The organism is Enterobacter sp. BIDMC 29, from assembly GCF_019378755.1.
Classification (GTDB): domain Bacteria; phylum Pseudomonadota; class Gammaproteobacteria; order Enterobacterales; family Enterobacteriaceae; genus Enterobacter; species Enterobacter ludwigii.
This window is the reverse complement of record NZ_CP080000.1, coordinates 3,127,238-3,150,674: the sequence shown is the minus strand read 5'-3', so window position 1 is coordinate 3,150,674 and position 23,437 is coordinate 3,127,238. Positions and strand designations below refer to the sequence as shown.

The window sequence follows — 23,437 nt, the reverse complement described above, 5'->3', positions numbered from 1 at the left end:
CTATGTCTGACGACATGTCTTCGCTTTCGCCTTCGTCAGCGGGCGAACAGGGTGTACTACGTTCCATGCAGGAGGTTGCGATGAGCTCCCAGGAAGCCAGCAAGATGCTGCGCACTTACAATATTGCCTGGTGGGGCAATAACTACTACGACGTCAACGAACTGGGCCATATCAGCGTTTGCCCGGATCCTGACGTTCCTGAAGCGCGCGTGGATCTCGCCAAACTGGTGAAAGCACGCGAGGCGCAGGGCCAGCGTTTGCCTGCACTGTTCTGCTTCCCGCAGATCCTGCAACATCGTCTGCGTTCCATTAACGCCGCGTTTAAACGCGCGCGTGAATCTTACGGCTATAAAGGCGATTACTTCCTGGTTTACCCTATCAAGGTGAACCAGCACCGCCGCGTGATTGAATCCCTGATCCACTCCGGTGAACCGCTGGGCCTGGAAGCGGGTTCCAAAGCGGAGCTGATGGCCGTGCTGGCACATGCTGGCATGACCCGTTCGGTGATCGTCTGTAACGGTTATAAAGACCGTGAATACATTCGTCTGGCGCTGATTGGCGAAAAGATGGGCCACAAGGTCTATCTGGTAATCGAGAAGATGACAGAGATCGCTATCGTGCTGGAAGAGGCGGAGCGTCTGAACGTTATCCCGCGTCTGGGCGTGCGTGCGCGTCTGGCGTCGCAGGGTTCCGGTAAATGGCAGTCCTCAGGCGGCGAAAAATCCAAATTTGGTCTCGCGGCGACCCAGGTTCTGCAGCTGGTTGAGATTCTGCGTGAGCGTGGTCGTCTGGACAGCATTCAGCTGTTGCACTTCCACCTCGGCTCGCAGATGGCCAACATTCGCGACATCGCCACCGGCGTACGCGAATCAGCACGTTTTTACGTTGAGCTGCACAAGCTTGGCGTAAACATTCAGTGCTTCGACGTGGGCGGTGGTCTGGGCGTGGATTATGAAGGTACCCGCTCGCAGTCCGACTGTTCCGTGAACTACGGCCTGAACGAATATGCCAATAACATCATCTGGGCGATTGGCGATGCCTGTGAAGAGCACGGCCTGCCGCACCCAACGGTGATCACTGAGTCTGGTCGCGCGGTTACCGCACACCACACCGTGCTGGTATCGAACATTATCGGCGTTGAACGCAGTGAAATTTCCGAGGTAACCCCGCCGGCTGAGGACGCGCCTCGTGCGCTGCAAAGCATGTGGGAGACCTGGCAGGAGATGCACGAGCCGGGTACCCGCCGTTCGCTGCGCGAGTGGCTGCACGACAGCCAGATGGATCTGCATGATATTCATGTGGGGTATTCATCGGGCACGTTCAGCCTGCAGGAACGCGCATGGGCAGAGCAGCTTTATCTGAACATGTGTCACGACGTACAGCAGCAGCTGGACCCGAGCAACCGTGCTCACCGTCCGATTATTGACGAACTGCAGGAGCGCATGGCGGACAAAATGTACGTCAACTTCTCGCTGTTCCAGTCGATGCCGGATGCCTGGGGTATCGATCAGCTGTTCCCGGTTCTGCCGCTGGAAGGGCTGAACCACGCCCCGGAACGTCGTGCGGTGCTGCTGGACATCACCTGCGACTCCGACGGTGCTATCGATCACTACGTTGACGGCGACGGTATCGCGACCACGATGCCTATGCCAGAGTACGATCCGGAGAACCCGCCGATGCTGGGCTTCTTCATGGTCGGTGCTTATCAGGAGATCCTCGGCAACATGCATAACCTGTTCGGTGACACCGAAGCGGTTGACGTGTTTGTCTTCCCTGACGGCAGCGTGGAAGTTGAGCTGTCCGACGAGGGGGACACCGTGGCGGATATGCTCGAATACGTTCAGCTGGATCCGAAAAAGCTGCTGACCCAGTTCCGTGACCAGGTGAAAAATACCGGTCTGGACGATGCGCTGCAGCAGCAGTTCCTGGAAGAGTTTGAAGCGGGTCTTTACGGATACACCTATCTGGAAGACGAGTAAGTAAACCTGCCTCTCTCTGTTGGAGAGGGGCGGCGTGAGGGCAAGGGGCAGTACCCTCGCCTATACTCACTTGAACCCGTATGAATTAGCGGCGATAATTCGCCCCAATAAGCGATTTACAAATCAATCCCTTCCTCGTCGGGTTTAACGACGCGGAGGGGATTTTTTTTCATCTGTTTTTAATGTATCGACTTTAAAGAGGTCAGGACATGAGCACTTTAGGCCATCAGTACGATAACTCTCTGGTATCTAACGCGTTTGGTTTTTTACGTCTCCCGATGAACTTCCAGCCGTACGACAGTGACGCTGACTGGGTGATCACCGGCGTGCCGTTTGATATGGCCACGTCAGGCCGTGCTGGTGGCCGTCATGGTCCGGCAGCTATTCGTCAGGTCTCCACTAACCTGGCCTGGGAGCACAACCGCTTCCCGTGGAACTTCGACATGCGCGAGCGCCTGAACGTGGTTGACTGCGGTGACCTGGTGTACGCCTTTGGCGACGCGCGCGAGATGAGTGAAAAACTGCAGGCCCATGCCGAAAAACTTCTGGCTGCCGGTAAACGCATGCTCTCCTTCGGGGGTGACCACTTCGTCACGCTGCCGCTGCTGCGTGCTCACGCGAAGCACTTCGGTAAGATGGCGCTGGTGCATTTTGATGCCCATACCGACACCTATGCGAACGGCTGTGAATTCGACCATGGCACCATGTTCTTCACCGCGCCAAACGAAGGTCTGATCGATCCAAACCACTCTGTGCAGATTGGTATTCGTACCGAGTTTGATAAAGATAATGGCTTCACCGTGCTGGATGCCGGCCAGGTGAACGATCGCGGCGTGGATGACATCATCGCTCAGGTAAAACAGATTGTCGGCGATATGCCGGTTTACCTGACCTTCGATATCGACTGCCTGGATCCGGCGTTTGCCCCGGGCACCGGCACGCCGGTGATCGGCGGCCTGACCTCTGACCGCGCCATCAAACTGGTGCGCGGCCTGAAGGATCTGAACATCGTGGGTATGGACGTGGTGGAAGTGGCTCCGGCTTACGACCAGTCAGAGATCACTGCTCTGGCAGCGGCCACCCTCGCGCTGGAAATGCTCTACATCCAGGCCGCGAAAAAAGGCGAATAAGCCTTACGCCCGGATTGCTGCTGCGCGACGCATGCGCAGCAGCAACATGCCTCCTGCCAGCAGGGTGATAACCTGCGAGACGACCAGCACCGAAAACCCTGAGCTGACTGAACCCACCGATTTCATGACCATCCCCATCAGCAGCGGAATAAACGCCGCGCAAATATTCCCAATCCCGTTGATGATCCCGTAGGCACTGCCAACGGCTTCCCGCGCCGCATGATGCTGGATAACCGCCGGAATGGCTGCCCCCTGAAGTCCCCAGAAAATATTGGCCGAGAGCATAAATAGCGCCAGCCAGCCGGGCTGGTGGCTCAGCATCAGCATGACGACGGAACTCGCCGTTAAGATCCCGCCCACCACAAACAGCAGCGGTGCCTGGTCCGGGCGCATTTTGTCGAGCAGCACACCGCCCAGAAACTTTGAGCCAAGACTCAGCAGGAAGGGGATAGCCGCGAGAAAGCCGGTCGCGTGCAGGGAGAAGTGGTGTTCATCGCGCAGCCAGGCCGGAAGCCAGGCGCTGCTGCCCCAGAGATAACTCAGCGTGGCGATTTCAACCAGCAGGATCCAGCCCAGAAGCGGCGTCTGCCAGGCAAGCGTAAAGGTCTGCACAAACCCGGACGTTCGGCGCTTTTCCGTATGTTGAGGGGCCGGCAGGAAACGCCAGATTAACCCTCCACCCAGCGCCAGATTGATCGCCGCGAGGGCATAAAATGAGCCCGCCCAGCCAAGGTGTGCCATCAGCCAGGCGATCAGCGGAAAGCCTACCGCCAGCCCCAGTGAAACGCCCAGCGCGGTAACGGCGTTGGGCTTACCAATTTCCCCGGCGCTAAAGTTATCGCTGATAAAGCGTGTTTTCAGTGAAAAGAGTGGGCCTTCGGCAATGCCCAAAATCAGTCGGGCGATGAGCATGCCCATCAGCGACCCCAGCAGTGGCGAGATGGCGCAGACCACGGCCCATATCGCAATGCTGGTTAACAATCCCTGTCGATAATGTAATTTGCTTTCGATAACTGGGGTCAATAGTAAAGCGGAAAAACCATAACCCAGCAAAAAGCAGGTCATGAGCATTCCTTGTAACATTCTGTTTTCATTTAGCTGAAAATGTTCGGCAAATTCAGGGTTTAAAATCATCACCGAGATATTTACGCGGTCAACGTAGGAAATAATAATGAGCACCAGAAGTGCCAACGTGCCTTGCCATCTTGCCGTCATTTAATCCGCCTTAATCGTGCTGTCTGTTTATATTTTTTATGAACGTTATTGTCACGTAACTAAAATGGTTCACCTATGAAACTCATTGTTTTAATGAGATAAATTAAATTAAAGTTTCACAGGTGAAACGCCAGAGGTATGCGCGTATATAATTTTTAAGGAATAAAAAGAAAAGAAGTCAATCTCTATTTTAAAAAATAAAAGATCATCAAAAAAATGTATTCATTCACGCCTGAATAATGAAAATTTCATATCGCTGCATTTTTTCGTGATCGCTTGCACACTTAGCTAATTAAACCTCGACTGATTAACAAATTCGTCACATTCGTGCTTGACGAAACATTCATCGCTTTTATATTGACCGTATTAAATAAGAAACAGAGTTTCATATATGAAACAAAAGCCTGGAGGATCGTGATGAGCTGGATAGGCGTATGTGACGCAGAACAAGTACAGGAAGATTTCCCTTTTAGCGGTAACGTCGAGGGCAAAGAGATCGGCGTTTATTTGATTGATGGCGAATATTACGCGCTGGAAGACGTATGCCCGCACGCTTACGCGCTGCTGAGTCAGGGTTTCGTCGAGGACGGTAAAGTGGAATGTCCGCTGCATGAGGCGGTTTTCGATGTCAAAACCGGCCAGTGCCTGCACGGCCCCGGCGGACGTAACCTCAATCGTTACCCGGTTCGGGTATTTGAAAACCAGATCCAGATTACCTTCGTCGAGGAGACAGTGGCATGAGCGAAAGTCTGAACTTCAACCCGGCGCTGCCGGAAAGCCGTCAGTTTACCCCTCCGGCTGAGGGCGGTAACGGCGCCATCCATAAGCCCGGTGATTACCAGAACCTGATCTGGCAGACCCGCAGCCGCGTACCGGAAAACTGGGAAATCACGCTTATCTCCACGCTGGAAGACCTTTTCGAACAGGGCGCGGAAACCGTGCCGGAACTGGTCAACGGGCTGAACGCGGTACGTATGCACGATCAGCAGGGCGAGCCATGGAGTGATGCCAGCTTCCAGGCTTTCTTACAGGTTAACGGCTACTGAGGGCAATGCGATGACGACTACCGTACAAAACTATCTTGATAAAGGTCTGCGCGGCCTCTGGTACCCGGTGCTGGCCAGTTGGGAAGTTCAGTCTGCGCCCGTGGGGATCACCCGTCTGGGTGAACAGATTGTGGTCTGGCGCAACAAGGATGGCCAGGTGCAGGCGCTGGAAGATCGCTGTCCGCACCGTGGCGCGCGTCTGTCGATGGGCTGGAATCTGGGCGATCGTATCGCCTGCTGGTATCACGGCGTGGAAGTGGCGGGCAACGGCGAAGTGAAGGATGTGCCTGCGGTGGACAAATGTCCGCTGGTCGGCCAGCAGTGTGTGCGCAGCTACAACGTGCAGGAAGTGCACGGGGCCATCTTCCTTTGGTTTGGCGTTACCGCCGATCAGCAACCCGACGAACTGAGCTTCCCGGACGAACTGGCTGACACCGACGCCTACAGCAATTTCCTCTGCACCGCAGCGTGGAAATGCAATTACCAGTACGCACTGGAAAACGTGATGGACCCGATGCACGGCACCTATCTGCACTCTTCGTCGCACTCCATGGCGGAAGGGGATCGCAAAGCGGATATGGTTCTGCAGCCGACGAAAACCGGGTTTATCTTCGAGAAAAAAGGCCAGAGCGGCGTCAACTTCGACTGGGTTGAACTGGGCAACAGCGGCACCTACTGGATGCGTTTGTCCATTCCTTATAAGAAGCGTTTCGGGCCGGGCGGTCACTTCTTCATTGTTGGCATGGTGGTGCCGGAAGATAACGATAACTGCCGCGTCTTCTTCTGGCGTATCCGCCGCGTGCAGGGCTGGCAGCGCGATATGTGGCGTTTCATGTACCGTAACCGTCTGGAAAAACTGCACTGGGAAGTCCTTGAGCAGGACCGCGTGGTGCTGGAGAGCATGGCGCCAGATGCACGGGAACATGAATACCTTTACCAGCATGATGTGGGCCTTTCGCGCCTGCGCCGCATGATGCAAAAAGCGGCGAAAGAGCAGCTGGCGGCGCGTGAAGCTCAGCAGGGAGCCGCCTGATGAATGGGCTGCTGAACGGGAAACGCATCGTGGTGACCGGTGCCGCGCGTGGGCTGGGCTTTCATTTCGCGAAAGCCTGCGCAGAGCAGGGCGCGGCGGTGGTGATGTGCGACATCCTTCAGGGCGAGCTGGCTGAAAGCGCGCATGGCTTAAGTGAGAAGGGCTATGTGATTGAATCACACGTTATCGATCTGGCCGATCCGCTCTCCATTTCGCGGGTGTTCAGCACCATTGGCAAACAGGGACCGATCGACGGTCTGGTCAATAACGCGGCGATGGCGACCGGGGTCGGCGGCAAGGACATGCTTGATTACGATCCGGATCTGTGGGACCGGGTGATGAGCGTTAACGTCAAAGGCACCTGGCTGGTTACCCGGGATGCGGTACCGCTGCTGCGCGAAGGGGCAGCCATTGTCAATGTGGCTTCCGATACCGCGCTGTGGGGCGCGCCGCGTCTGATGGCCTACGTGGCCAGCAAGGGCGCCGTGATTGCCATGACCCGTTCAATGGCGCGCGAGCTGGGTGAAAAACGCATTCGTATTAACGCCATCGCCCCGGGCTTAACCCGCGTCGAAGCGACGGAATATGTTCCTGCAGAGCGGCATCAGCTTTACGAAAACGGCCGGGCGCTCACCGGGGCGCAGCAGCCGGAAGACGTCACCGGCAGCGTGGTCTGGCTGTTAAGCGATCTGTCGCGGTTTATCACCGGCCAGCTGATTCCGGTCAACGGCGGTTTTGTCTTTAACTGAGGTAAAGCAAATATGGCAAGCGATCACGAAGTGAAGTACCTGGTGCCCGGGCTGGAGCGAGGCTTACAGCTGCTGCTGGCCTTTGGCGAGCAGCACCGTGAACTGACCTTTGCCGAGCTGCACAGGCTGGTCGATATGCCGAAAGCCACCGCCTACCGCGTGGTACAAACGCTGGAATACATGGGTTTTCTGGAGCGCAACACGCGAACCAATACCTTCTCGCTTGGCATGAACGTCCTGCGTCTGGGCTTTGAATACATCGCCTCACTGGATGTGGCGCAGGTCGGTCAGCCGGTCATCGAGCAGCTGCGTGACGTCAGCCAGTGCAGCAGTCATCTGGCGATCCGCGACGGGCGCGACATCATCTATATCGCCCGCGTCAGCGCCGCCGGTTCTCGCATCAATCAGGTGAGCATTGGTACCCGTTTGCCGGTGCACTGCACGTCGCTGGGGCGCATGCTGCTGACCGATATTTCGCGAGCCGATTTCGAACAGCTGTTCCCGCACGAGCGTCTACCGGGCAACACGCCGGGCCAGATCCACGACCGTGAAGCGTTGTGGCAGATGGTGCAGCAGGACAAAGCACGCGGCTATGTGATCGGCGAATCCTTCTTCCGTCATGGCATCTCCTCCATCGTTTATCCGGTGTATGACCGCAGCGGAAGGGTGGCGGCCGTGGTGAGCATTCTGGTGCCTTCGGAGGAGATCCCGCAGACCGATCGCGAGCGCCTGCAAAACGATGTCCGCATGGCGGCGGATAAAATTTCTGGCTTCTTAGGGTATTTGTCACAGGCCAGTTAAATCATCAGGTTAACGCCAGGCGCTTCATTGCGTCGGGCATGTTTTACGCCCAATCTGGGCCAGACGAGGCAACGAACGATGTGTATAACCGGAATTGAAAAGCTGGAATTTGGCGTCGAGAACCTGACGCACTGCGCCAAATTTATGCGTGATTTTGGCCTGACGGGCGATGCCAGCGGCCAGCGTTTTACTACCCTGAGCGGCGCGCGCGTGGAGCTTAATCCTGTCGACAGCCCTGACCTGCCGCCAGCGTTTGAAGCAGGAAATACGTTGCGCCGGATGACCTGGGCAGTCGCCACCCGGGACGATCTGGAGGCGCTGCGCCCGAAGCTTGCGAAGCAGCCCGGTTTTCGTGAGGTGGGCGACGCGCTGGAGTGCCGCGATCCGAACGGCATGACCCTGCGCGTACAGGTCAGCCATCAGGTGCCGGTGGAGCTGAACGTCGAGCCGATTAACCAGTGGGGCGATGCCCGCCGTATCGACACGCCAAGCCCGGTCTACGATCGCGCCCAGCCTATTAATGTAGGCCACGTGGTGTTCTTCGTGGAGGAGCTGGCGGCGGTGGAGACGTTCTACAGTGAGGTGCTTGGGTTCCAGGTGTCTGACCGCTACATCAACCGTGCGGTGTTCCTGCGCTGTGGCGTGCGCGGCGGGCATCACAACCTGTTCCTTCTTCAGCTGCCTAACCGTAAGCGGGGTCTGAACCACGTGGCCTTTACCGTACGCGACATTCACGAGGTGATCGGCGGTGGGATAGCGATGAACAAAAACGCCTGGAGCACCTTTATTGGCCCGGGGCGTCATCCGGTCTCCTCGGCCTATTTCTGGTACGTCAACAGCCCAACCGGCGGGGCGTTTGAATACTACACCAACGATGATTACCTCACCGAAAACTGGCAGCCGCGCGAGCTGGAACATTCGCTGGTGTCGTTCACCGAGTGGGCGGTAGAGGGTGGGATTGACCACGACACTCGCCGTCAGCAGAAAAAGCCGGAGGCGGTATGACCTCGCGCATTGTCATTATTGGCGGCGGTCAGGCAGGTGGCTGGGCGGCGAAAACCCTGCGTGACGAAGGCTTCGACGGCGAGATTTGCGTCGTGGCGGAAGAGGCGTGGGATTTCTACGAACGCCCGCCGCTGTCCAAGGCTGCGTTACTGGAGCCAGACGCGCCGCTACCGCGTCTCTTTCCTGAAGCGGCGCAACAGGCATTGAACCTGACATGGCGCCGGCCGGTGCGCGCGGAATCTCTCGATCGTCACGCGAAAACGGTGCGCTTAAGCAACGGTGAATGCCTTAGTTACAACATTCTTTTAATCGCTACCGGTGGTCGGGCGCGTCTGCCGGGCGATGCATGGGCGGCCCACCCGCAGGTCTATACCCTGCGCCACTGGCAGGACGCACAGCGGCTGAAGGCGCGCCTGGCAGAGAGTCAAAACCTGGCGATTATCGGCGGAGGCTGGATTGGCCTGGAGATTGCGGCCTCCGCGCGTAAATGTGGCGTCGACGTGACGCTGTTTGAGCAGCAGCCCGCGCTGTGCATGCGTTCGGTGAGTGCCGAGGTATCGCAGCAGCTGGAAACACTTCACCGCGAACAGGGCGTGGATATCCGCACCGGCTGCGGAACGCTGGAGCTGGAAGATAACAATGGTCTGCCGGTCATTCACTGTGACGGCAAGCGTGAAACCTTTGATGCCGTGGTCGTCGGGATCGGTGTTGATCTCAATCTGGAGCTGGCGCGCGATGCGGGTCTGCAGACTGAGCGCGGGATCGTGGTGGACGCTCAGGGGCGAACGTCGGATCCGTTTATTTTTGCTGCCGGTGATGTGGCCCAGCACCATCACTATGGGCTGTGTATTCAGTCGTGGGCCTTTGCCCAGAATCAGGCGGTTGCCACGGCAAAGGCGATGCTCAATCCCGATGCCCCCGGCTATGACGACGCGCCGTGGCTGTGGTCGGATCAATACCAGCACAACATTCAGATCCTCGGTATTCCGCAGGCCGGCTGCACAACCCTTGCCCGGGATAATGCGCTGTTTTTCTCACTGGATGAAAACGGACGGCTGACCCAGCTGGTGGCGTTCAACGATGCGCGTACCGTCAAGCTGGCGAAGCGCTGGATGGCTGCCGGAAGGGATCTGTCCGATGTGCCGCTGGCTGACCCGACTTTTTCACTGATGTCATTGCGATAGCTAACCCGCACCCGTAGGGGGAGACATGACCACATTTGAGACTAACACCGCGCCGGTTGAGGCAAGCGGTGAGGGCACCCGCACGCCGGAAAAAGCGGTGCGCTGGGCCATCCCGCTGTCATTGCTGGCCTGCGTGCTGCTGGCATTTTTCGACAAAATCAGCATTGCGGCGCTCTTTTCCGACAGCCATTTCCAGCAGGCGATGGGCATTGATTTTGACACCACGCGCCTCGGCATTCTGATGAGCGCCTTTCTGTTGAGCTACGGCTTCTCATCGGTCTTTTTAAGCGGACTGGGGGACAAGATTGCACCGCTTCGCCTGCTCACCGGCATGATGGTGGTGTGGTGCGTGCTGATGGTGGCCATGGGGTTTACCCATAACTACACGGTCATGATCGTCCTGCGCATTTTGCTGGGCGTGGCAGAAGGGCCGCTGTTTCCACTGGCGTTTGCCATTGTGCGGCATAACTTCCCGCAGCATCTGCAGGCGCGAGCGACCATGTTGTGGCTGCTGGGTACCCCGGTAGGCGCGGCGATTGGTTTCCCTCTTTCTATCTGGCTGCTGAATGCCTTCGGCTGGCAGAGCACCTTCTTTGTGATGGCGATGCTCACCGTGCCGGTGCTGGTGTTCGTGCGCATTGGCCTGCGCGGGATCCGTCTGGGTGCCAAACCGGCTGCGGATCGCGAATCACAGGATGAACGACGTGCCGCGCGGCGCGAGCTGTTTGTCAGCCCGCACTTCTGGATTATCTGCATCTTTAACATCGCGTTTCTCACCTACCTGTGGGGAATCAATGGCTGGCTGCCGGGTTACCTGATTAAAGGGAAAGGCATTCATCTTGAACACGCGGGCTGGCTGTCGTCGATGCCGTTTATTGCCATGCTGGCGGGTGAGGTGATTGGCGCATGGCTTTCTGACCGGGTCGATAAACGCGCGGTGGCCTGCTTTATCTCGATGGCTGGCGCGGGGTTAGGCCTGACGGCGGTCATGCATCTTGATACCCCGCTGGCCGTTATCGCGGCGATGAGCTTTAGCACCTTTATGTGGGGCACCGGTGCGCCGAACATTTTCGCACTGCTGGCGAAGGCTACCCATCCCCGGGTGAGCGCGACGGCGGGCGGTATTTTCAACGGGCTGGGAAACTTTGCGGGCGCGCTGTCGCCGGCGGTGATGGGCGCGTTGATCGCCTTCACCCACAGCATGGATTCCGGGCTGATTTTTCTGGCGGTGATGGCGGCGGTGGGCTGCGTCCTGTTACTGCCGCTGCTGAGACGTTACTGAGGAGAGTGTCATGACTGATTCAACCGTAACTGCAAAACCAGGCATTAAACCTGACCATCTGACCATGGAAGAGTGGGTCGAGTCGCGCATTGCGCGCTTTGAAGGGCGTAAATATGACTGGAACGCGCTGAAGTTCCAGGCCGATTTCGATCCTAAATACCGCCGTGCGCAGATGCGCTACATCGGTACCGGGGCGACGGGCGTGGCAAGCGATACCAATACCGTGCCGGCTGAGCACTTTACCTTCTCCACCATGGTGCTGCCGTCGAAGTGCGAGGGACCATTGCATCTGCATGACGACGTGGAAGAGGTGTTCTTCATGCTTAAAGGGCAGATCACGCTGATGATCCAGGACGGCGATCACTACACCGAAACCGTGCTGCGTGAACGCGATCTGATCTCCGTTCCCCCGGGCATCTATCGTGGTCTGTTCAATCATGGTGAAGAAGAGGCGCTGATGTGCGTGATGCTCGGCACCAACAAGCCGGAAATCCCGACCTATCCGGCCGATCACCCGCTGTCGAAAGTGAAGCGGAACTAAGGGGGCGCGATGACGGGCTTTCGTGAACAGGGAAGCGGCATCCCGCTGATGCTGCTCCACGGCATCAGCTCCGGTGCTGCCTCCTGGCATAAACAGATGGCGCTGAACGGTTTTCGCGTGCTGGCGTGGGACATGCCCGGTTATGGCGAAAGCCCGATGCTGGCGGTTGAGCGCGCCAACGCGGGGGATTACGCCGACGCGCTGGCGGCCATGCTGGACCGCGCGGGCGTCTGGCAGGTTGTTCTGGTCGGGCATTCGCTTGGAGCGCTGGTGGCAAGCGCCTTTGCGGCGAAGTATCCCGAACGCGTGCTGCATCTGGTGCTGGCCGATGCCGCGCAGGGTTACGGCCAGGCCGAGCCGGCGCAGCGCGAGCAGGTCTGGCGTAATCGGGAGCAGCAGATGGCGCTCGGGGGCGAGATCCTGGCGCAAACCCGGGCCGCTAAATTATTACGCCCGGGCGCGCGTGAGGACGATATTGCCACCGTTGCGGCGGGCATGCGCAAACTGCGCCCGGAAGGCTACCTCGCTGCCGCATGGATGCTGGCACATGACGATATTCACGGCTGGCTGAAGCGTTACGCCGGTGACTTTGAAGTCTGGTGCGGCGAGCAGGACGCCATTACCCAGCCTGAGCTGGTTCAGGGGCTGGCGCTACGTTACGGCATGCCGTTTACCGCGATTCCCCTGGCCGGGCACGCCAGCTATCTCGATAACGACGCGTTTTTTAATCAACAGCTTTTACGTATCAACGAAGAGGTGCGCGATGAATGCACAAATTGACGGGCGCGTAGCGGTAGTCACCGGCGGTTCTTCTGGCATTGGTTTTGAAACACTGCGCTTGCTGCTGGGCGAGGGGGCAAAAGTGGCGTTCTGTGGCCGCGACCCGGACCGGCTTGCCAGCGCACATGCGTCGCTGCAAAACGAATTCTCTGATGGCGAGATTTTCTCTCACCGCTGCGACGTGCTGGATGCAGACCAGGTTCAGACCTTTGCCCAGGCCGTTAAGTCCCGCTTTGGCGGGACAGACTTGCTGATTAATAACGCCGGACAGGGGTATGTGGCGCACTTCAATGACACCCCGCGCGAGGCCTGGCTGCATGAAGCCGAACTGAAACTGTTTGGGGTGATTAACCCCGTGCAGGCTTTTCAGCCGCAGCTGGAGCAATCGGACATTGCCTCCATTACCTGCGTGAACTCGCTGCTGGCGCTGCAGCCAGAGGAACACATGATTGCCACCTCCGCAGCACGTGCCGCGCTGCTCAACATGACGCTCACGCTCTCGAAAGAGCTGGTGAGTAAGGGTATCCGCGTGAATTCCATTTTGCTTGGCATGGTGGAATCCGGCCAGTGGCAGCGTCGCTTTGAGAACCGGGCGGATAAAAGTCAGAGCTGGCCGCAGTGGACGGCGGATATCGCCCGCAAACGCGGCATTCCGATGGCGCGTCTCGGTAAGCCACAGGAGCCTGCGCAGGCTCTGCTGTTCCTCGCTTCGCCGCTGGCTTCGTTTACCACCGGTGCGGCGCTGGACGTTTCCGGCGGCTTCTGCCGTCATCTGTAAGGACACATCATGAAAAAAATCATGTTAATCGGCTACGGTGCCATGGCGCAGGCGGTCATTGAGCGCCTGCCCGAGCAGGTTGCCATCGGCTGGATCGTGGCGCGCGAGACGCATCATGCCGCGATTCGCCAGCAGTTTGGCGATGCGGTGGTGGCACTGACCTCGCCCGCATTATGTACGGATACTCCCGATCTGGTGCTGGAATGTGCCAGCCAGCAGGCGGTGGCGCAGTACGGGGAAGCGATTTTACGCCGTGGATGGCATCTGGCGGTGATCTCCACCGGCGCGCTGGCAGACAGCGCGCTGGAACAGCGTCTGCTCAACGCAGGCGGAAAGCTGACGCTGCTCTCCGGGGCGGTGGCGGGCATTGATGGCCTGGCAGCGGCAAAAGAGGGCGGGCTTGAGAAGGTGACCTACCAGTCGCGTAAAAGCCCGGCCAGCTGGCGCGGCAGCTATGCCGAGCAGCTTATCGATCTTAACGCCGTGTCCGAGGCGCAGATCTTCTTTGAAGGCAGCGCACGCGAAGCGGCACGACTGTTTCCGGCCAACGCCAACGTGGCGGCGACCGTGGCACTTGGCGGCGTGGGGATGGATGATACCCGTGTGCAACTGATGGTTGACCCGGCCACTCAACGCAATACCCACACGCTGCACGTCGAAGGGATGTTTGGCGAGTTCCATCTGGAGCTGAGCGGGCTACCGCTTGCCAGCAACCCCAAAACCTCCACCCTGGCGGCACTCAGCGCGGTTCGCGCCTGCCGTGAACTGACGCAGCGCTGAGGAGCGACGATGGACGATCTTAACATTTTCATTGGCGGCAACTGGCGGCGCGGCGGCGGAAACCTAATGCAGAGCCATTTCCCGGCAGACGGTGCGGTGAACGCCACGCTCCACGCGGCAAGCCTGGACGATCTGCAGGAGGCTATCGACGCCGGAGAGCGCGCGTGGCGCGATCCTGCCTGGCGTAACAGCCTGCCGCATGCGCGTGCGAAGATCCTGCATAAGGTGGCGGATCTGATCGAATCCCGCGTCGATGAACTGGCCCGCATGCAGAGTCGCGACAACGGTAAACCGCTGGCGGAAGCGCGGGGTCTGGTGATGAGCGCGGCAGGCACGGCGCGTTATTTTGCCGCCGCCTGCGAGCTGCTGGAAGGTGAACTGCCGACCCCACGCCAGCACGATGTGCTTACCCTCAGCCGATATGAACCGCTCGGCGTGGTGGCGGCTATCACGCCCTGGAATTCCCCCATTGCCAGCGAAATGCAGAAAGTGGCACCGGCCATTGCTGCCGGTAACGCGGTGGTTCTCAAACCAGCCGAAGCCACCCCGCTGATGGCGCTGGAGCTGGCGCGTATTTTTGAGCAGGCAGGCTTACCCGCCGGGCTGCTGAGCGTGCTGCCGGGCAAAGGCTCGGTGATTGGCGATGCGCTGGCGCGTCACCCGAAAGTGCGAAAAATCTCCTTTACCGGTGGTACCACCACGGGCCGTCATCTGGCGCACGTGGCGGCGGAAAAGTTGATCCCGGCTTCGCTGGAACTGGGCGGTAAATCCCCGACCATCGTACTGGAAGATGCCGACGTTGAGCTGGCTGCGCGCGGGATCTGTTACGGCATTTTCAGCTCGGCAGGTCAGGCCTGTATTGCCGGTTCGCGGCTCTTTATCCATGAGCGCCTTTACGCCCCACTGATGACGAGGCTGCTGGAATTAACGCGCGGCCTGCGGGTCGGGCATCCCTTTACCGACGGCACCCATGTGGGACCGCTGATTAACGACGCGCACCGCAAGAGCGTGCAGGCTTACGTTGAACTGGCAAAGCGTGAAGGGGGCCGCGTGCTGTGTGGCGGGGAGAGTCCTGCCGATCCACTGCTGGCAAACGGCAGTTACTTCCAGCCCACCATCATTGAAGGCCTGACCAACAGCGCGCGCGCCTGTCAGGAGGAGCTCTTCGGCCCGGTGCTGGTGGCGATGCCCTTTAGCGATGAAGCCGCGTTGATCCGTGAGGCGAATGACTCCGTTTATGGCCTTGCCGCCGGGATCTGGACGCGGGATACCGGGCGCGCCCTGCGCCTGAGCGAGCAGCTTGAAGCGGGCACGGTGTGGATAAACACCTACAAAGTGTTTGCGATTTCGACCCCGTTCGGGGGCTTTAAAGAGAGCGGTCTGGGCCGCGAAAAGGGCATTCAGGGGCTGAAAGCCTGGATGCAGCAAAAGAGCATTTATCTGGCGACGGGTAACAGCGTCAACCACTGGTGCGACTGAGAAAGGGTGAGTAATGAGCGAAATGATAACCGTCGGCGACGCCATCGCCAGAACGCTGGAGCAGTATCAGGTTGAGGCCATCTACGGCGTCATCTCCATCCACAATTTACCCATCGCCGATGCGGTAGGGCAGCGCGGGAATATTCGCTTTGTGCCCGCACGTGGCGAGGCGGGGTCGGTCACCATGGCCGATGCCCACGGCCGTTTTTCCGGGCTCGGCGTGGCGCTGACCAGTACCGGTGCCGGGGCGGGTAACGCCGTCGGCGCGCTGGTGGAAGCCATGAATGCCTGCACGCCGCTGCTGCATATCACCGGCCAGGTGGAAAAAGCCTGGCTGGATGCTGACACCGGCTTTATCCACGAAACCCGCGACCAGCTGACCTTCCTGAAGGCCAGCTCAAAACGGGCATACCGCATCAGCAACGCGAACCAGGCGATAGCGATCCTTCACAAGGCCATTCAGGAGGCGCAAACTCCGCCGTGCGGGCCGGTCTCCGTGGAGATCCCGATTGATATTCAGGGGGCGAAAATCCCCGTGTCGCTGATCACCGCTCCGGTGAAACCGACGTCGGTTTCCGCGGTTGATACGACAGTGGTCGACACGCTGTGGGCGCAGCTTAAACAGGCCAGACAGCCGCTGCTGTGGCTGGGTGGCGGAGCGCTTGGTAGCGCTGATGCGGTAAAAAAACTGGCGGATGCGGGAGTGACGGTTATCTCCAGCACCCACGCGCGCGGCGTGCTGCCGGACAGCCATCGCGCCAGCCTGCGGGCGTTTCATAACTCGCCGTCAGTTGAGGCGTTGATCGCCCAGTGCGACTTTACGCTGGTCGCCGGCTCACGCCTGCGCAGCAACGAAACTCGCTCGTGGACGCTTGAATTACCGCATCCCCGCGTCCAGATCGATATCGACCCCGCGGCGGCGAGCCGCAACTATCTGATGGACACAACCCTTGTGGCCGACTGCGCGGCGCTGTTAACCGCGCTGGCGGCTAAAGCGCAGGGGCGGGAATGGGGCGATGCACAGTGGGATACTCAGGTGCAGCAGGCGCTGGCGAAAGCCGTTGCGGGACTGCGTGAGCAGTGCGGTGCTTATGCGAAGCTCAACGACGCCATCGAGAACGCGCTGCCGCAAGATGGCCTGCTGGTTCGTGATATCACCGTTTCCGGAAGCCTGTGGGGCAGCCGTTTGTTCCGCGCCAACGGACCGCTGATGAACATTCACTCGCTGGCAGGCGCCATCGGCATGGGGCTACCGATGGCGATTGGCACGGCGATTGCCAACCCGCAACGCAAAGTGGTGGGGCTGGTGGGTGATGGTGGCGTAAGCCTGAATCTGGGCGAGATGGCAACGCTGGCGCAGGAGAAGGCCAACGTGACGCTGCTGGTGATGAACGACGGCGGTTACGGCGTCATGCGCGGCATTCAGGACAAGTATTTCGGCGGGCGTCAGTATTATAACGAGCTGCATACCCCGGACTTTACGCAGCTGGCGCATGCGATGGGGTTACAGGCGTGGAGCGTCGAACGGGCGGAGGATTTTGACGCGGTGATGACCGAAGCGCTTGCCATGCCAGGACCGTCGGTAGTGGAAGTGCGGATGGGACAGATTGGCGCGCTTAAGTTTGCCGGGCCGCCGCAGAAGACGTTGTACTAAACGTGTTTACCCTCACTCGCGCCCTCTCCCTTAGGGAAAAGGGCGGGTGAGGGGCTTAATCAGAACACGTTAAATGGGTATTCCACGTACGCGCGGATCTCATCCCCGCCCACGTTATAGTCGCTGGCGTTGCTGGACACGCGCAGGACGGAGTAACGGAGTTTCAGTTTCAGATCTTTAGCCGGGCCGTCCTGCACCTGATACTGGATCTGGTTAAACCACTCATGCTCTTTACCGTTGCTGGTTTCAGAGGTCTTGATGTTGTCGCCACGCACGTAAGCAGTGGTCCAGCTCAGGCCCGGTAAGCCCAGACCGCCGAAGTCCAGCGCGTAAGAAGCCTGCCAGGAGCGCTCGTCTTCGCCGTTGAAATCAGACCAGTAGGAGTTCGTCAGCCAGATGGTATTGCCGCCGTCACCTACGCCACCCTGATCGCGATAGCTGCCATAGTGATAGCCGGTGCTGCCGCTGCTCTGCTGATACGCCACCTTGAAGGTATGAATATCCCAGATGTAGCTTGCCGCCAGGCTCCAGATGCTATTGCTGCGTCCGGTATCAAGGCTGTCTGCGTAGCGCTGATCCAGGCGTGAGTTATAGCCGTTGAAATCGAGCACCAGCTGTTGCCCGGTGCTGAACGGCTGTTTGAAGTTCATTCCCAGGTACTGCTTGTTCATCACCTCTTCCACATGAGAGGCATACAGCGCACCGCTGAACTGGTCGTTGAACTGGTAGCTCGCACCGCCGAAGGAGAGGCTCTTCAGGCCACTGTCGTGGCGGTCGTCACTTTTGCGCTGCTCATCGGTGAAGTAACCGGCGTTCACTTCCAGACCCGCGATCTCTTTTGAGGTCAGCATGGTGCCGGTAAAGCTTTCAAACAGCAGACGGGAATTGTCGGCATTAACAATCGGTAATTCCGGACGCTGGTTACCGTAGCTCAGTACGGTATTGGAGATACGCATTTTTGCTGTGGCGCCAAATTTCGCCAGATCGGATTTAGCCCGGCCATCGTCTTCCTGTTTAAAGAAGTCAATGCCGCCCGCGCCGCTCTTTCCACGACCGCCGTCCAGACGCACGCCATACTGGGCAATGCCGTCCACACCAAAGCCAACCAGCCCTTCGGTATAGCCGGATTCAAACGTGGCAACGATGCCCTGACCCCATTCGGCTTTGTCCTGCTGGCCCTGATGATAATCACGGCTGATATACGCATTGCGTAAAAACAGATCTAAATGGCTGTCGTCAACAAACCCTTTGCTGTCGGATTGCTGGCTTGCAACGGCGGGTAATGCGGCGAATAAACTTAACGCAATTAATGATAATTCTTTTTTCACGGAGGGAACGTCTCTGTCTTAATATTGTAAATTGAATTACTGCGAGTTCGATAATTACCCGAATGGTAAATGATTGCAATAATTATGTGACGAGACGTTTCAGGGCGATAAGCCAGTGTTTGCGCGGCTTAGAAAGGTACTCAAGCGCTATTACCGATATGTGCGGTTAAATTAACAATTCATGCGAAATAAAAAGGAGGCAAATATGCCTCCTTTCGAATTATTTAATTCCGTCTGCGGCCATACGGTCGCGAATATGCTGTGCGCGCTCTTCTGACGCCGGGTGGTCATCAAACATAGAGCTCTGGCGACCGGCTTCCAGTTTGGCCAGTTTTTCGAAGCTGGTGGCTAAACCTGATGGATTAATGCCGCGTTTGCGCAACAGATCGTAGGAGTAGTCATCCGCTTCGGATTCCTGACGCTGCGAGAACTGAGAGTTAACCAGCTTTTCACCCACATCGCCAAGCTGCGACTGTGACAGGCTGCCGACGATACCGCCCGTAGACGCCGCCGCGGCGCGGATGGCGTTAGTGCCTAACGCAACCTGCATGCCTTTCTTCACGTGGCCAAGTGCAACGTGGCCCATTTCATGGCCGATAACCGCTTCAACTTCGTTGTCGGTCATCATATCCATCAGCCCGCTGTAAACGCGGATGCAGCCGTTCGCCATCGCGAAGGCGTTTACATCTTTGGCCATGTACACCTTATAGTTCACCGGCTGGCCATTAATGTTATCACCCAGCGCGGAGGCTATCTTATTCAGACGCTGCGTGTAGGTACTATTGGCCGGGGCAAGCGTGGCTTTTCCGTCCATATCTTTACAGGCCTGGTCGCTCAGCGCTTTAACCTGTGCGTCGCTCAGGGAGTAGGCCTGAAAGGCTTCTGCGCCTGAGGACATCAGGCCGTTAGAATCCATATTCTGACAGCCGCTCAGCAGGAGCGTTGTACCCAGGGCCAGCACTATTGCACGCATTTTCATGATGTCGCTTCCGTACTCGTTAATCTGAATAAAATCTGAAAAGTGCACCGGCAACGAAGCCGGGGTCGGGCTAAGTATAAGGAATATCTACGGGGCCGGGCGAGCAGATTGCGCAACATGCGAGCATGATCCAGAGATTTCTTAAGCTGCAAAAGAATGCTCCATGTACATGACATGCCGCTTGGGTTACATTGTTGGCACTTTTTTCCGGCGTAGCCCAAAACGCGCTGTCGTCAAGGGCATGGCCTTTAACAGTCCGATCTGGAGTTAAAATGTCCTCACGTAAAGAGCTTGCTAATGCTATTCGTGCGCTGAGCATGGACGCAGTACAGAAAGCCAAATCCGGCCACCCGGGCGCCCCTATGGGGATGGCTGATATCGCCGAAGTCCTGTGGCGCGATTTCCTGAACCACAACCCGCAGAACCCTTCCTGGGCTGACCGCGACCGTTTCGTGCTGTCTAATGGCCACGGCTCAATGCTGATCTATAGCCTGCTGCACCTCACTGGCTACGATTTGCCAATTGAAGAGCTGAAAAACTTCCGCCAGCTGCACTCCAAAACGCCAGGTCACCCGGAAGTGGGTTACACCGCAGGTGTAGAAACCACCACCGGCCCGCTGGGTCAGGGTATTGCTAACGCGGTGGGTATGGCGATTGCCGAGAAAACCCTGGCCGCGCAGTTCAACCGTCCAGGTCATGACATTGTTGACCACTTCACCTACGCATTCATGGGCGACGGCTGCATGATGGAAGGCATTTCTCACGAAGTGTGCTCCCTGGCAGGTACCTTGAAGCTGGGCAAACTGGTTGCGTTCTATGACGACAACGGCATCTCCATCGACGGTCACGTTGAAGGCTGGTTCACTGACGACACCGCGAAGCGTTTCGAAGCTTACGGCTGGCACGTTGTGCGTGGCGTTGACGGTCACGATGCTGACTCGATTAAACGTGCAGTAGAAGAAGCGCGCGCAGTGACGGACAAGCCGTCACTGCTGATGTGCAAAACCATCATTGGTTTCGGTTCCCCGAACAAAGCGGGTACCCACGATTCCCACGGTGCGCCACTGGGCGACGCGGAAATCGCTCTGACGCGCGAAGCGCTGGGCTGGAAATATCCTGCTTTCGAAATCCCATCTGAAATTTACGCGCAGTGGGATGCTAAAGAAGTGGGTCAGGCGAAAGAATCCGCATGGAACGAGAAGTTCGCTGCCTATGCGAAAGCCTTCCCACAGGAAGCGGCTGAATTTACCCGTCGTATGAAGGGTGACATGCCGTCTGACTTCGACGCCAAAGCGAACGAGTTCATTGCTAAACTGCAGGCGAACCCATCCAAAATCGCCAGCCGTAAAGCCTCTCAGAATGCGATTGAAGCGTTCGGTCCGCTGCTGCCAGAATTCCTGGGCGGCTCCGCTGACCTGGCGCCATCTAACCTGACAATCTGGTCTGGTTCTAAAGCAATCAACGAAGACACTGCCGGTAACTACATCCACTACGGTGTGCGTGAATTCGGTATGACTGCGATTGCGAACGGTATCTCCCTGCACGGTGGTTTCCTGCCGTACACCTCTACCTTCCTGATGTTTGTCGAGTACGCGCGTAACGCCGTGCGTATGGCTGCGCTGATGAAACAGCGTCAGGTGATGGTCTACACCCACGACTCCATCGGTCTGGGCGAAGATGGTCCAACTCACCAGCCGGTAGAGCAGGTGGCTTCCCTGCGCGTGACGCCAAACATGAGCACATGGCGTCCATGTGACCAGGTTGAGTCCGCCGTGGCGTGGAAATACGGTGTTGAGCGTCAGGACGGCCCAACCGCACTGATCCTCTCCCGTCAGAACCTGGCACAGCAGGAACGTACTCCAGAGCAGCTGGCGAACATCGCCCGTGGTGGTTACGTGCTGAAAGATTGCGCGGGTCAGCCAGAGCTGATCTTCATCGCGACCGGTTCTGAAGTTGAGCTGGCTGTTGCCGCATGGGAAAAACTGTCTGCCGAAGGCGTTAAAGCGCGCGTGGTTTCCATGCCGTCTACCGATGCGTTCGACAAGCAGGATGCCGCCTACCGCGAATCCGTACTGCCTAAAGCCGTTACCGCGCGCGTGGCAGTAGAAGCGGGTATCGCTGACTACTGGTTCAAATATGTGGGCCTGAACGGCGCAATCGTCGGCATGACCACCTTTGGTGAATCTGCTCCGGCAGAGCTGCTGTTCGAAGAGTTCGGCTTCACCGTTGAAAACGTTGTCGCGAAAGCAAAAGAACTGCTGTAATTGTTTGTAGGGGAGGGGCGCGAGCCCCTGTCCGTGCTCTCGCTGAGAAGAGGGCGCAAACACCCTAAACGGTAACCTTTGGGTTACCGTTTTGTTTTTTTCACACTATCCGCCTTATATGTCCACTATTCCTCAAACATGTAACGTTCCTGTGAATTATTCCATCCAAAATGTGACGCAAGTCATATAGCGCGCTTATTGCTCTGGACAGACATTCCTTTTATTCCCTGATTCGCTTATTCTAGCTGAAGCGTTTCAGTCGATTAAATGTTCGACAATTGACCAATCAATCGCAGTTTGTGACAGCAAGGATTCCCCTTCGGGCGTAGCTGGATTACTCTTTCAGCCACCTCAAACTCAGGGATAGCTTTGCAGGAGATCTATGACCGTACGCGTAGCGATTAATGGCTTCGGTCGCATCGGGCGTAACGTGGTTCGTGCTTTATATGAATCCGGGCGTCGGGCGGAAATAACCGTGGTGGCTATCAACGAACTGGCGGATGCTGCGGGCATGGCGCATTTGTTGAAATATGACACCAGCCACGGACGCTTTGCCTGGGATGTTCGCCAGGAAAGAGATCAGCTGTTTGTCGGCGACGATGCCATCCGCGTGCTGCATGAGAGCAGTATTGCCGGGCTACCGTGGCGTGAACTGGGTGTGGATATCGTACTTGACTGTACTGGCGTATACGGTAACCGCGAGCATGGCGAAGCGCATCTGACAGCAGGTGCGAAAAAAGTCCTGTTTTCCCATCCTGGCAGCAACGACCTCGACGCGACCGTCGTATTTGGCGTGAATCAGCATGAGCTGCAAGCCGAACACCGCATTGTTTCCAACGCCTCCTGCACCACCAACTGCATTATTCCGGTCATCAAACTGTTAGACGATGCGTATGGCATTGAATCCGGCACCGTAACCACGATTCATTCAGCGATGCACGATCAGCAGGTGATTGACGCCTATCATCCGGACTTACGACGCACGCGAGCCGCGAGCCAGTCAATCATTCCGGTGGACACAAAACTGGCGGCAGGTATCACCCGTTTTTTCCCGCAGTTTAACGATCGTTTTGAAGCAATTGCCGTACGTGTACCGACGATTAACGTCACCGCAATTGACCTGAGCGTGACGGTGAAAAAACCGGTAAAAGCCTGTGAAGTCAACCTGTTGCTGCAAAAAGCGGCACAGGGGGCATTTCATGGTATAGTTGACTATACGGAATTACCGTTGGTCTCAGTAGATTTTAACCACGACCCGCACAGCGCCATTGTCGATGGCACTCAAACGCGCGTCAGTGGCGCACACCTTATCAAGACGCTGGTCTGGTGTGATAACGAATGGGGCTTTGCTAACCGAATGCTCGACACCACGTTAGCAATGGCCGCTCAAGGTTTCAGGTAAGACGCATCGTGCGTCTGCAAAACTTTAA

The 23,437-nt window shown here is 57.6% G+C and carries 21 protein-coding genes; 18 read left to right on the top strand and 3 right to left on the bottom strand.

From position 1 onward, the window contains the following. The first annotated feature begins 2 nt into the window (after positions 1-2). Together speA and speB are read left to right on the top strand one after the other, a co-directional pair. Complete coding sequence (gene speA / locus JTA15_RS13745; protein ID WP_020883700.1) at positions 3-1,979, top strand: biosynthetic arginine decarboxylase; 1,977 nt, start codon at positions 3-5, stop codon at positions 1,977-1,979. Between the two features lie 209 nt (positions 1,980-2,188). Continuing rightward, positions 2,189-3,109 (top strand): agmatinase, encoded by a 921-nt coding sequence (gene speB, locus JTA15_RS13740; RefSeq protein ID WP_014071686.1) that lies wholly within the window; start codon positions 2,189-2,191, stop codon positions 3,107-3,109. 3 nt (positions 3,110-3,112) lie between these two features. On the opposite strand, the gene JTA15_RS13735 is transcribed toward speB, so the two are convergent. After that, positions 3,113-4,324: an MFS transporter gene (locus JTA15_RS13735; RefSeq protein ID WP_219372407.1), complete on the bottom strand. Its 1,212-nt coding sequence runs from the start codon at positions 4,322-4,324 to the stop codon at positions 3,113-3,115. A 417-nt stretch (positions 4,325-4,741) separates the two neighbouring features. Here JTA15_RS13735 and JTA15_RS13730 point away from each other — a divergent pair, with 417 nt between their 5' ends. The 14 genes from JTA15_RS13730 (at position 4,742) to JTA15_RS13665 (ending at position 17,436) form a co-directional block, all read left to right on the top strand. Next, a complete protein-coding gene (locus tag JTA15_RS13730) occupies positions 4,742-5,065 on the top strand; it encodes a non-heme iron oxygenase ferredoxin subunit (RefSeq protein WP_013098654.1) in 324 nt (107 codons plus the stop codon). After that, complete coding sequence (locus JTA15_RS13725) at positions 5,062-5,370, top strand: recombinase-like helix-turn-helix domain-containing protein (protein WP_014171555.1); 309 nt, start codon at positions 5,062-5,064, stop codon at positions 5,368-5,370. Before JTA15_RS13730 ends, JTA15_RS13725 begins: the two co-directional genes overlap by 4 nt. 10 nt (positions 5,371-5,380) lie before the next feature. Then, positions 5,381-6,403 (top strand): aromatic ring-hydroxylating dioxygenase subunit alpha, encoded by a 1,023-nt coding sequence (locus JTA15_RS13720; protein ID WP_020883703.1) that lies wholly within the window; start codon positions 5,381-5,383, stop codon positions 6,401-6,403. After that, a complete protein-coding gene (locus JTA15_RS13715; RefSeq protein WP_073396425.1) occupies positions 6,403-7,152 on the top strand; it encodes an SDR family oxidoreductase in 750 nt (249 codons plus the stop codon). The genes JTA15_RS13720 and JTA15_RS13715 overlap by 1 nt, the downstream gene beginning before the upstream one ends. A gap of 12 nt (positions 7,153-7,164) precedes the next feature. Continuing rightward, entirely contained in the window at positions 7,165-7,953 is a 789-nt protein-coding gene (locus JTA15_RS13710) for an IclR family transcriptional regulator (RefSeq protein WP_020883705.1), read from the top strand. Between the two features lie 78 nt (positions 7,954-8,031). Next, on the top strand, positions 8,032-8,958 hold the full coding sequence (locus JTA15_RS13705) for a VOC family protein (RefSeq protein WP_219372406.1): 927 nt from the start codon (positions 8,032-8,034) through the stop codon (positions 8,956-8,958). Beyond that, positions 8,955-10,142 carry an NAD(P)/FAD-dependent oxidoreductase gene (locus JTA15_RS13700; RefSeq protein ID WP_183516708.1) on the top strand — a complete coding sequence of 396 codons (1,188 nt, stop codon included), beginning with the start codon at positions 8,955-8,957 and terminating at the stop codon, positions 10,140-10,142. The genes JTA15_RS13705 and JTA15_RS13700 overlap by 4 nt, the downstream gene beginning before the upstream one ends. A gap of 25 nt (positions 10,143-10,167) precedes the next feature. Next, positions 10,168-11,424 (top strand): MFS transporter, encoded by a 1,257-nt coding sequence (locus JTA15_RS13695; protein ID WP_025203265.1) that lies wholly within the window; start codon positions 10,168-10,170, stop codon positions 11,422-11,424. Positions 11,425-11,434: 10 nt separating this feature from the next. Further along, a complete protein-coding gene (locus JTA15_RS13690; protein ID WP_014171547.1) occupies positions 11,435-11,965 on the top strand; it encodes a cupin domain-containing protein in 531 nt (176 codons plus the stop codon). Between the two features lie 9 nt (positions 11,966-11,974). Further along, positions 11,975-12,745, top strand: a complete 771-nt coding sequence (locus tag JTA15_RS13685) for an alpha/beta fold hydrolase (protein WP_025203266.1) — start codon at positions 11,975-11,977, stop codon at positions 12,743-12,745. Then, positions 12,729-13,523 (top strand): SDR family oxidoreductase, encoded by a 795-nt coding sequence (locus JTA15_RS13680; RefSeq protein WP_219372405.1) that lies wholly within the window; start codon positions 12,729-12,731, stop codon positions 13,521-13,523. The genes JTA15_RS13685 and JTA15_RS13680 overlap by 17 nt, the downstream gene beginning before the upstream one ends. Before the next feature lie 9 nt (positions 13,524-13,532). Next, a complete protein-coding gene (locus JTA15_RS13675; RefSeq protein WP_020883712.1) occupies positions 13,533-14,303 on the top strand; it encodes an aspartate dehydrogenase in 771 nt (256 codons plus the stop codon). A gap of 9 nt (positions 14,304-14,312) precedes the next feature. Beyond that, a complete protein-coding gene (locus JTA15_RS13670) occupies positions 14,313-15,782 on the top strand; it encodes an aldehyde dehydrogenase (protein WP_219372404.1) in 1,470 nt (489 codons plus the stop codon). Between the two features lie 13 nt (positions 15,783-15,795). Then, on the top strand, positions 15,796-17,436 hold the full coding sequence (locus tag JTA15_RS13665) for a thiamine pyrophosphate-binding protein (protein WP_040018857.1): 1,641 nt from the start codon (positions 15,796-15,798) through the stop codon (positions 17,434-17,436). Between the two features lie 59 nt (positions 17,437-17,495). Here JTA15_RS13665 and JTA15_RS13660 read toward each other — a convergent pair whose 3' ends face one another. Next, complete coding sequence (locus JTA15_RS13660) at positions 17,496-18,764, bottom strand: OprD family outer membrane porin (RefSeq protein WP_219372403.1); 1,269 nt, start codon at positions 18,762-18,764, stop codon at positions 17,496-17,498. Between the two features lie 220 nt (positions 18,765-18,984). Beyond that, the gene (locus JTA15_RS13655; RefSeq protein ID WP_020883714.1) at positions 18,985-19,743 is read right to left on the bottom strand and encodes a M48 family metallopeptidase; all 759 of its coding nucleotides are present in this window, start codon (positions 19,741-19,743) and stop codon (positions 18,985-18,987) included. Between the two features lie 272 nt (positions 19,744-20,015). Between JTA15_RS13655 and tkt the strand changes: the two genes are divergently transcribed. After that, positions 20,016-22,007, top strand: a complete 1,992-nt coding sequence (gene tkt / locus JTA15_RS13650; protein ID WP_020883715.1) for a transketolase — start codon at positions 20,016-20,018, stop codon at positions 22,005-22,007. A 382-nt stretch (positions 22,008-22,389) separates the two neighbouring features. Next, positions 22,390-23,409 carry an erythrose-4-phosphate dehydrogenase gene (epd, locus tag JTA15_RS13645; RefSeq protein WP_014171537.1) on the top strand — a complete coding sequence of 340 codons (1,020 nt, stop codon included), beginning with the start codon at positions 22,390-22,392 and terminating at the stop codon, positions 23,407-23,409. Positions 23,410-23,437: the final 28 nt, after the last annotated feature.

Coding starts and splice junctions, on each gene's coding strand:
- speB (WP_014071686.1), top strand. CDS start 2,189: ATGAGCACTTTAGGCCATCAGTACGATAACTCTCTGGTATCTAACGCG.
- JTA15_RS13675 (WP_020883712.1), top strand. CDS start 13,533: ATGAAAAAAATCATGTTAATCGGCTACGGTGCCATGGCGCAGGCGGTC.
- JTA15_RS13705 (WP_219372406.1), top strand. CDS start 8,032: ATGTGTATAACCGGAATTGAAAAGCTGGAATTTGGCGTCGAGAACCTG.
- JTA15_RS13735 (WP_219372407.1), bottom strand. CDS start 4,324: ATGACGGCAAGATGGCAAGGCACGTTGGCACTTCTGGTGCTCATTATT.
- JTA15_RS13720 (WP_020883703.1), top strand. CDS start 5,381: ATGACGACTACCGTACAAAACTATCTTGATAAAGGTCTGCGCGGCCTC.
- JTA15_RS13695 (WP_025203265.1), top strand. CDS start 10,168: ATGACCACATTTGAGACTAACACCGCGCCGGTTGAGGCAAGCGGTGAG.
- JTA15_RS13710 (WP_020883705.1), top strand. CDS start 7,165: ATGGCAAGCGATCACGAAGTGAAGTACCTGGTGCCCGGGCTGGAGCGA.
- JTA15_RS13685 (WP_025203266.1), top strand. CDS start 11,975: ATGACGGGCTTTCGTGAACAGGGAAGCGGCATCCCGCTGATGCTGCTC.
- JTA15_RS13670 (WP_219372404.1), top strand. CDS start 14,313: ATGGACGATCTTAACATTTTCATTGGCGGCAACTGGCGGCGCGGCGGC.
- JTA15_RS13725 (WP_014171555.1), top strand. CDS start 5,062: ATGAGCGAAAGTCTGAACTTCAACCCGGCGCTGCCGGAAAGCCGTCAG.
- JTA15_RS13655 (WP_020883714.1), bottom strand. CDS start 19,743: ATGAAAATGCGTGCAATAGTGCTGGCCCTGGGTACAACGCTCCTGCTG.
- speA (WP_020883700.1), top strand. CDS start 3: ATGTCTGACGACATGTCTTCGCTTTCGCCTTCGTCAGCGGGCGAACAG.
- JTA15_RS13730 (WP_013098654.1), top strand. CDS start 4,742: ATGAGCTGGATAGGCGTATGTGACGCAGAACAAGTACAGGAAGATTTC.
- tkt (WP_020883715.1), top strand. CDS start 20,016: ATGTCCTCACGTAAAGAGCTTGCTAATGCTATTCGTGCGCTGAGCATG.
- JTA15_RS13680 (WP_219372405.1), top strand. CDS start 12,729: ATGAATGCACAAATTGACGGGCGCGTAGCGGTAGTCACCGGCGGTTCT.
- JTA15_RS13700 (WP_183516708.1), top strand. CDS start 8,955: ATGACCTCGCGCATTGTCATTATTGGCGGCGGTCAGGCAGGTGGCTGG.
- JTA15_RS13690 (WP_014171547.1), top strand. CDS start 11,435: ATGACTGATTCAACCGTAACTGCAAAACCAGGCATTAAACCTGACCAT.
- JTA15_RS13715 (WP_073396425.1), top strand. CDS start 6,403: ATGAATGGGCTGCTGAACGGGAAACGCATCGTGGTGACCGGTGCCGCG.
- epd (WP_014171537.1), top strand. CDS start 22,390: ATGACCGTACGCGTAGCGATTAATGGCTTCGGTCGCATCGGGCGTAAC.
- JTA15_RS13665 (WP_040018857.1), top strand. CDS start 15,796: ATGAGCGAAATGATAACCGTCGGCGACGCCATCGCCAGAACGCTGGAG.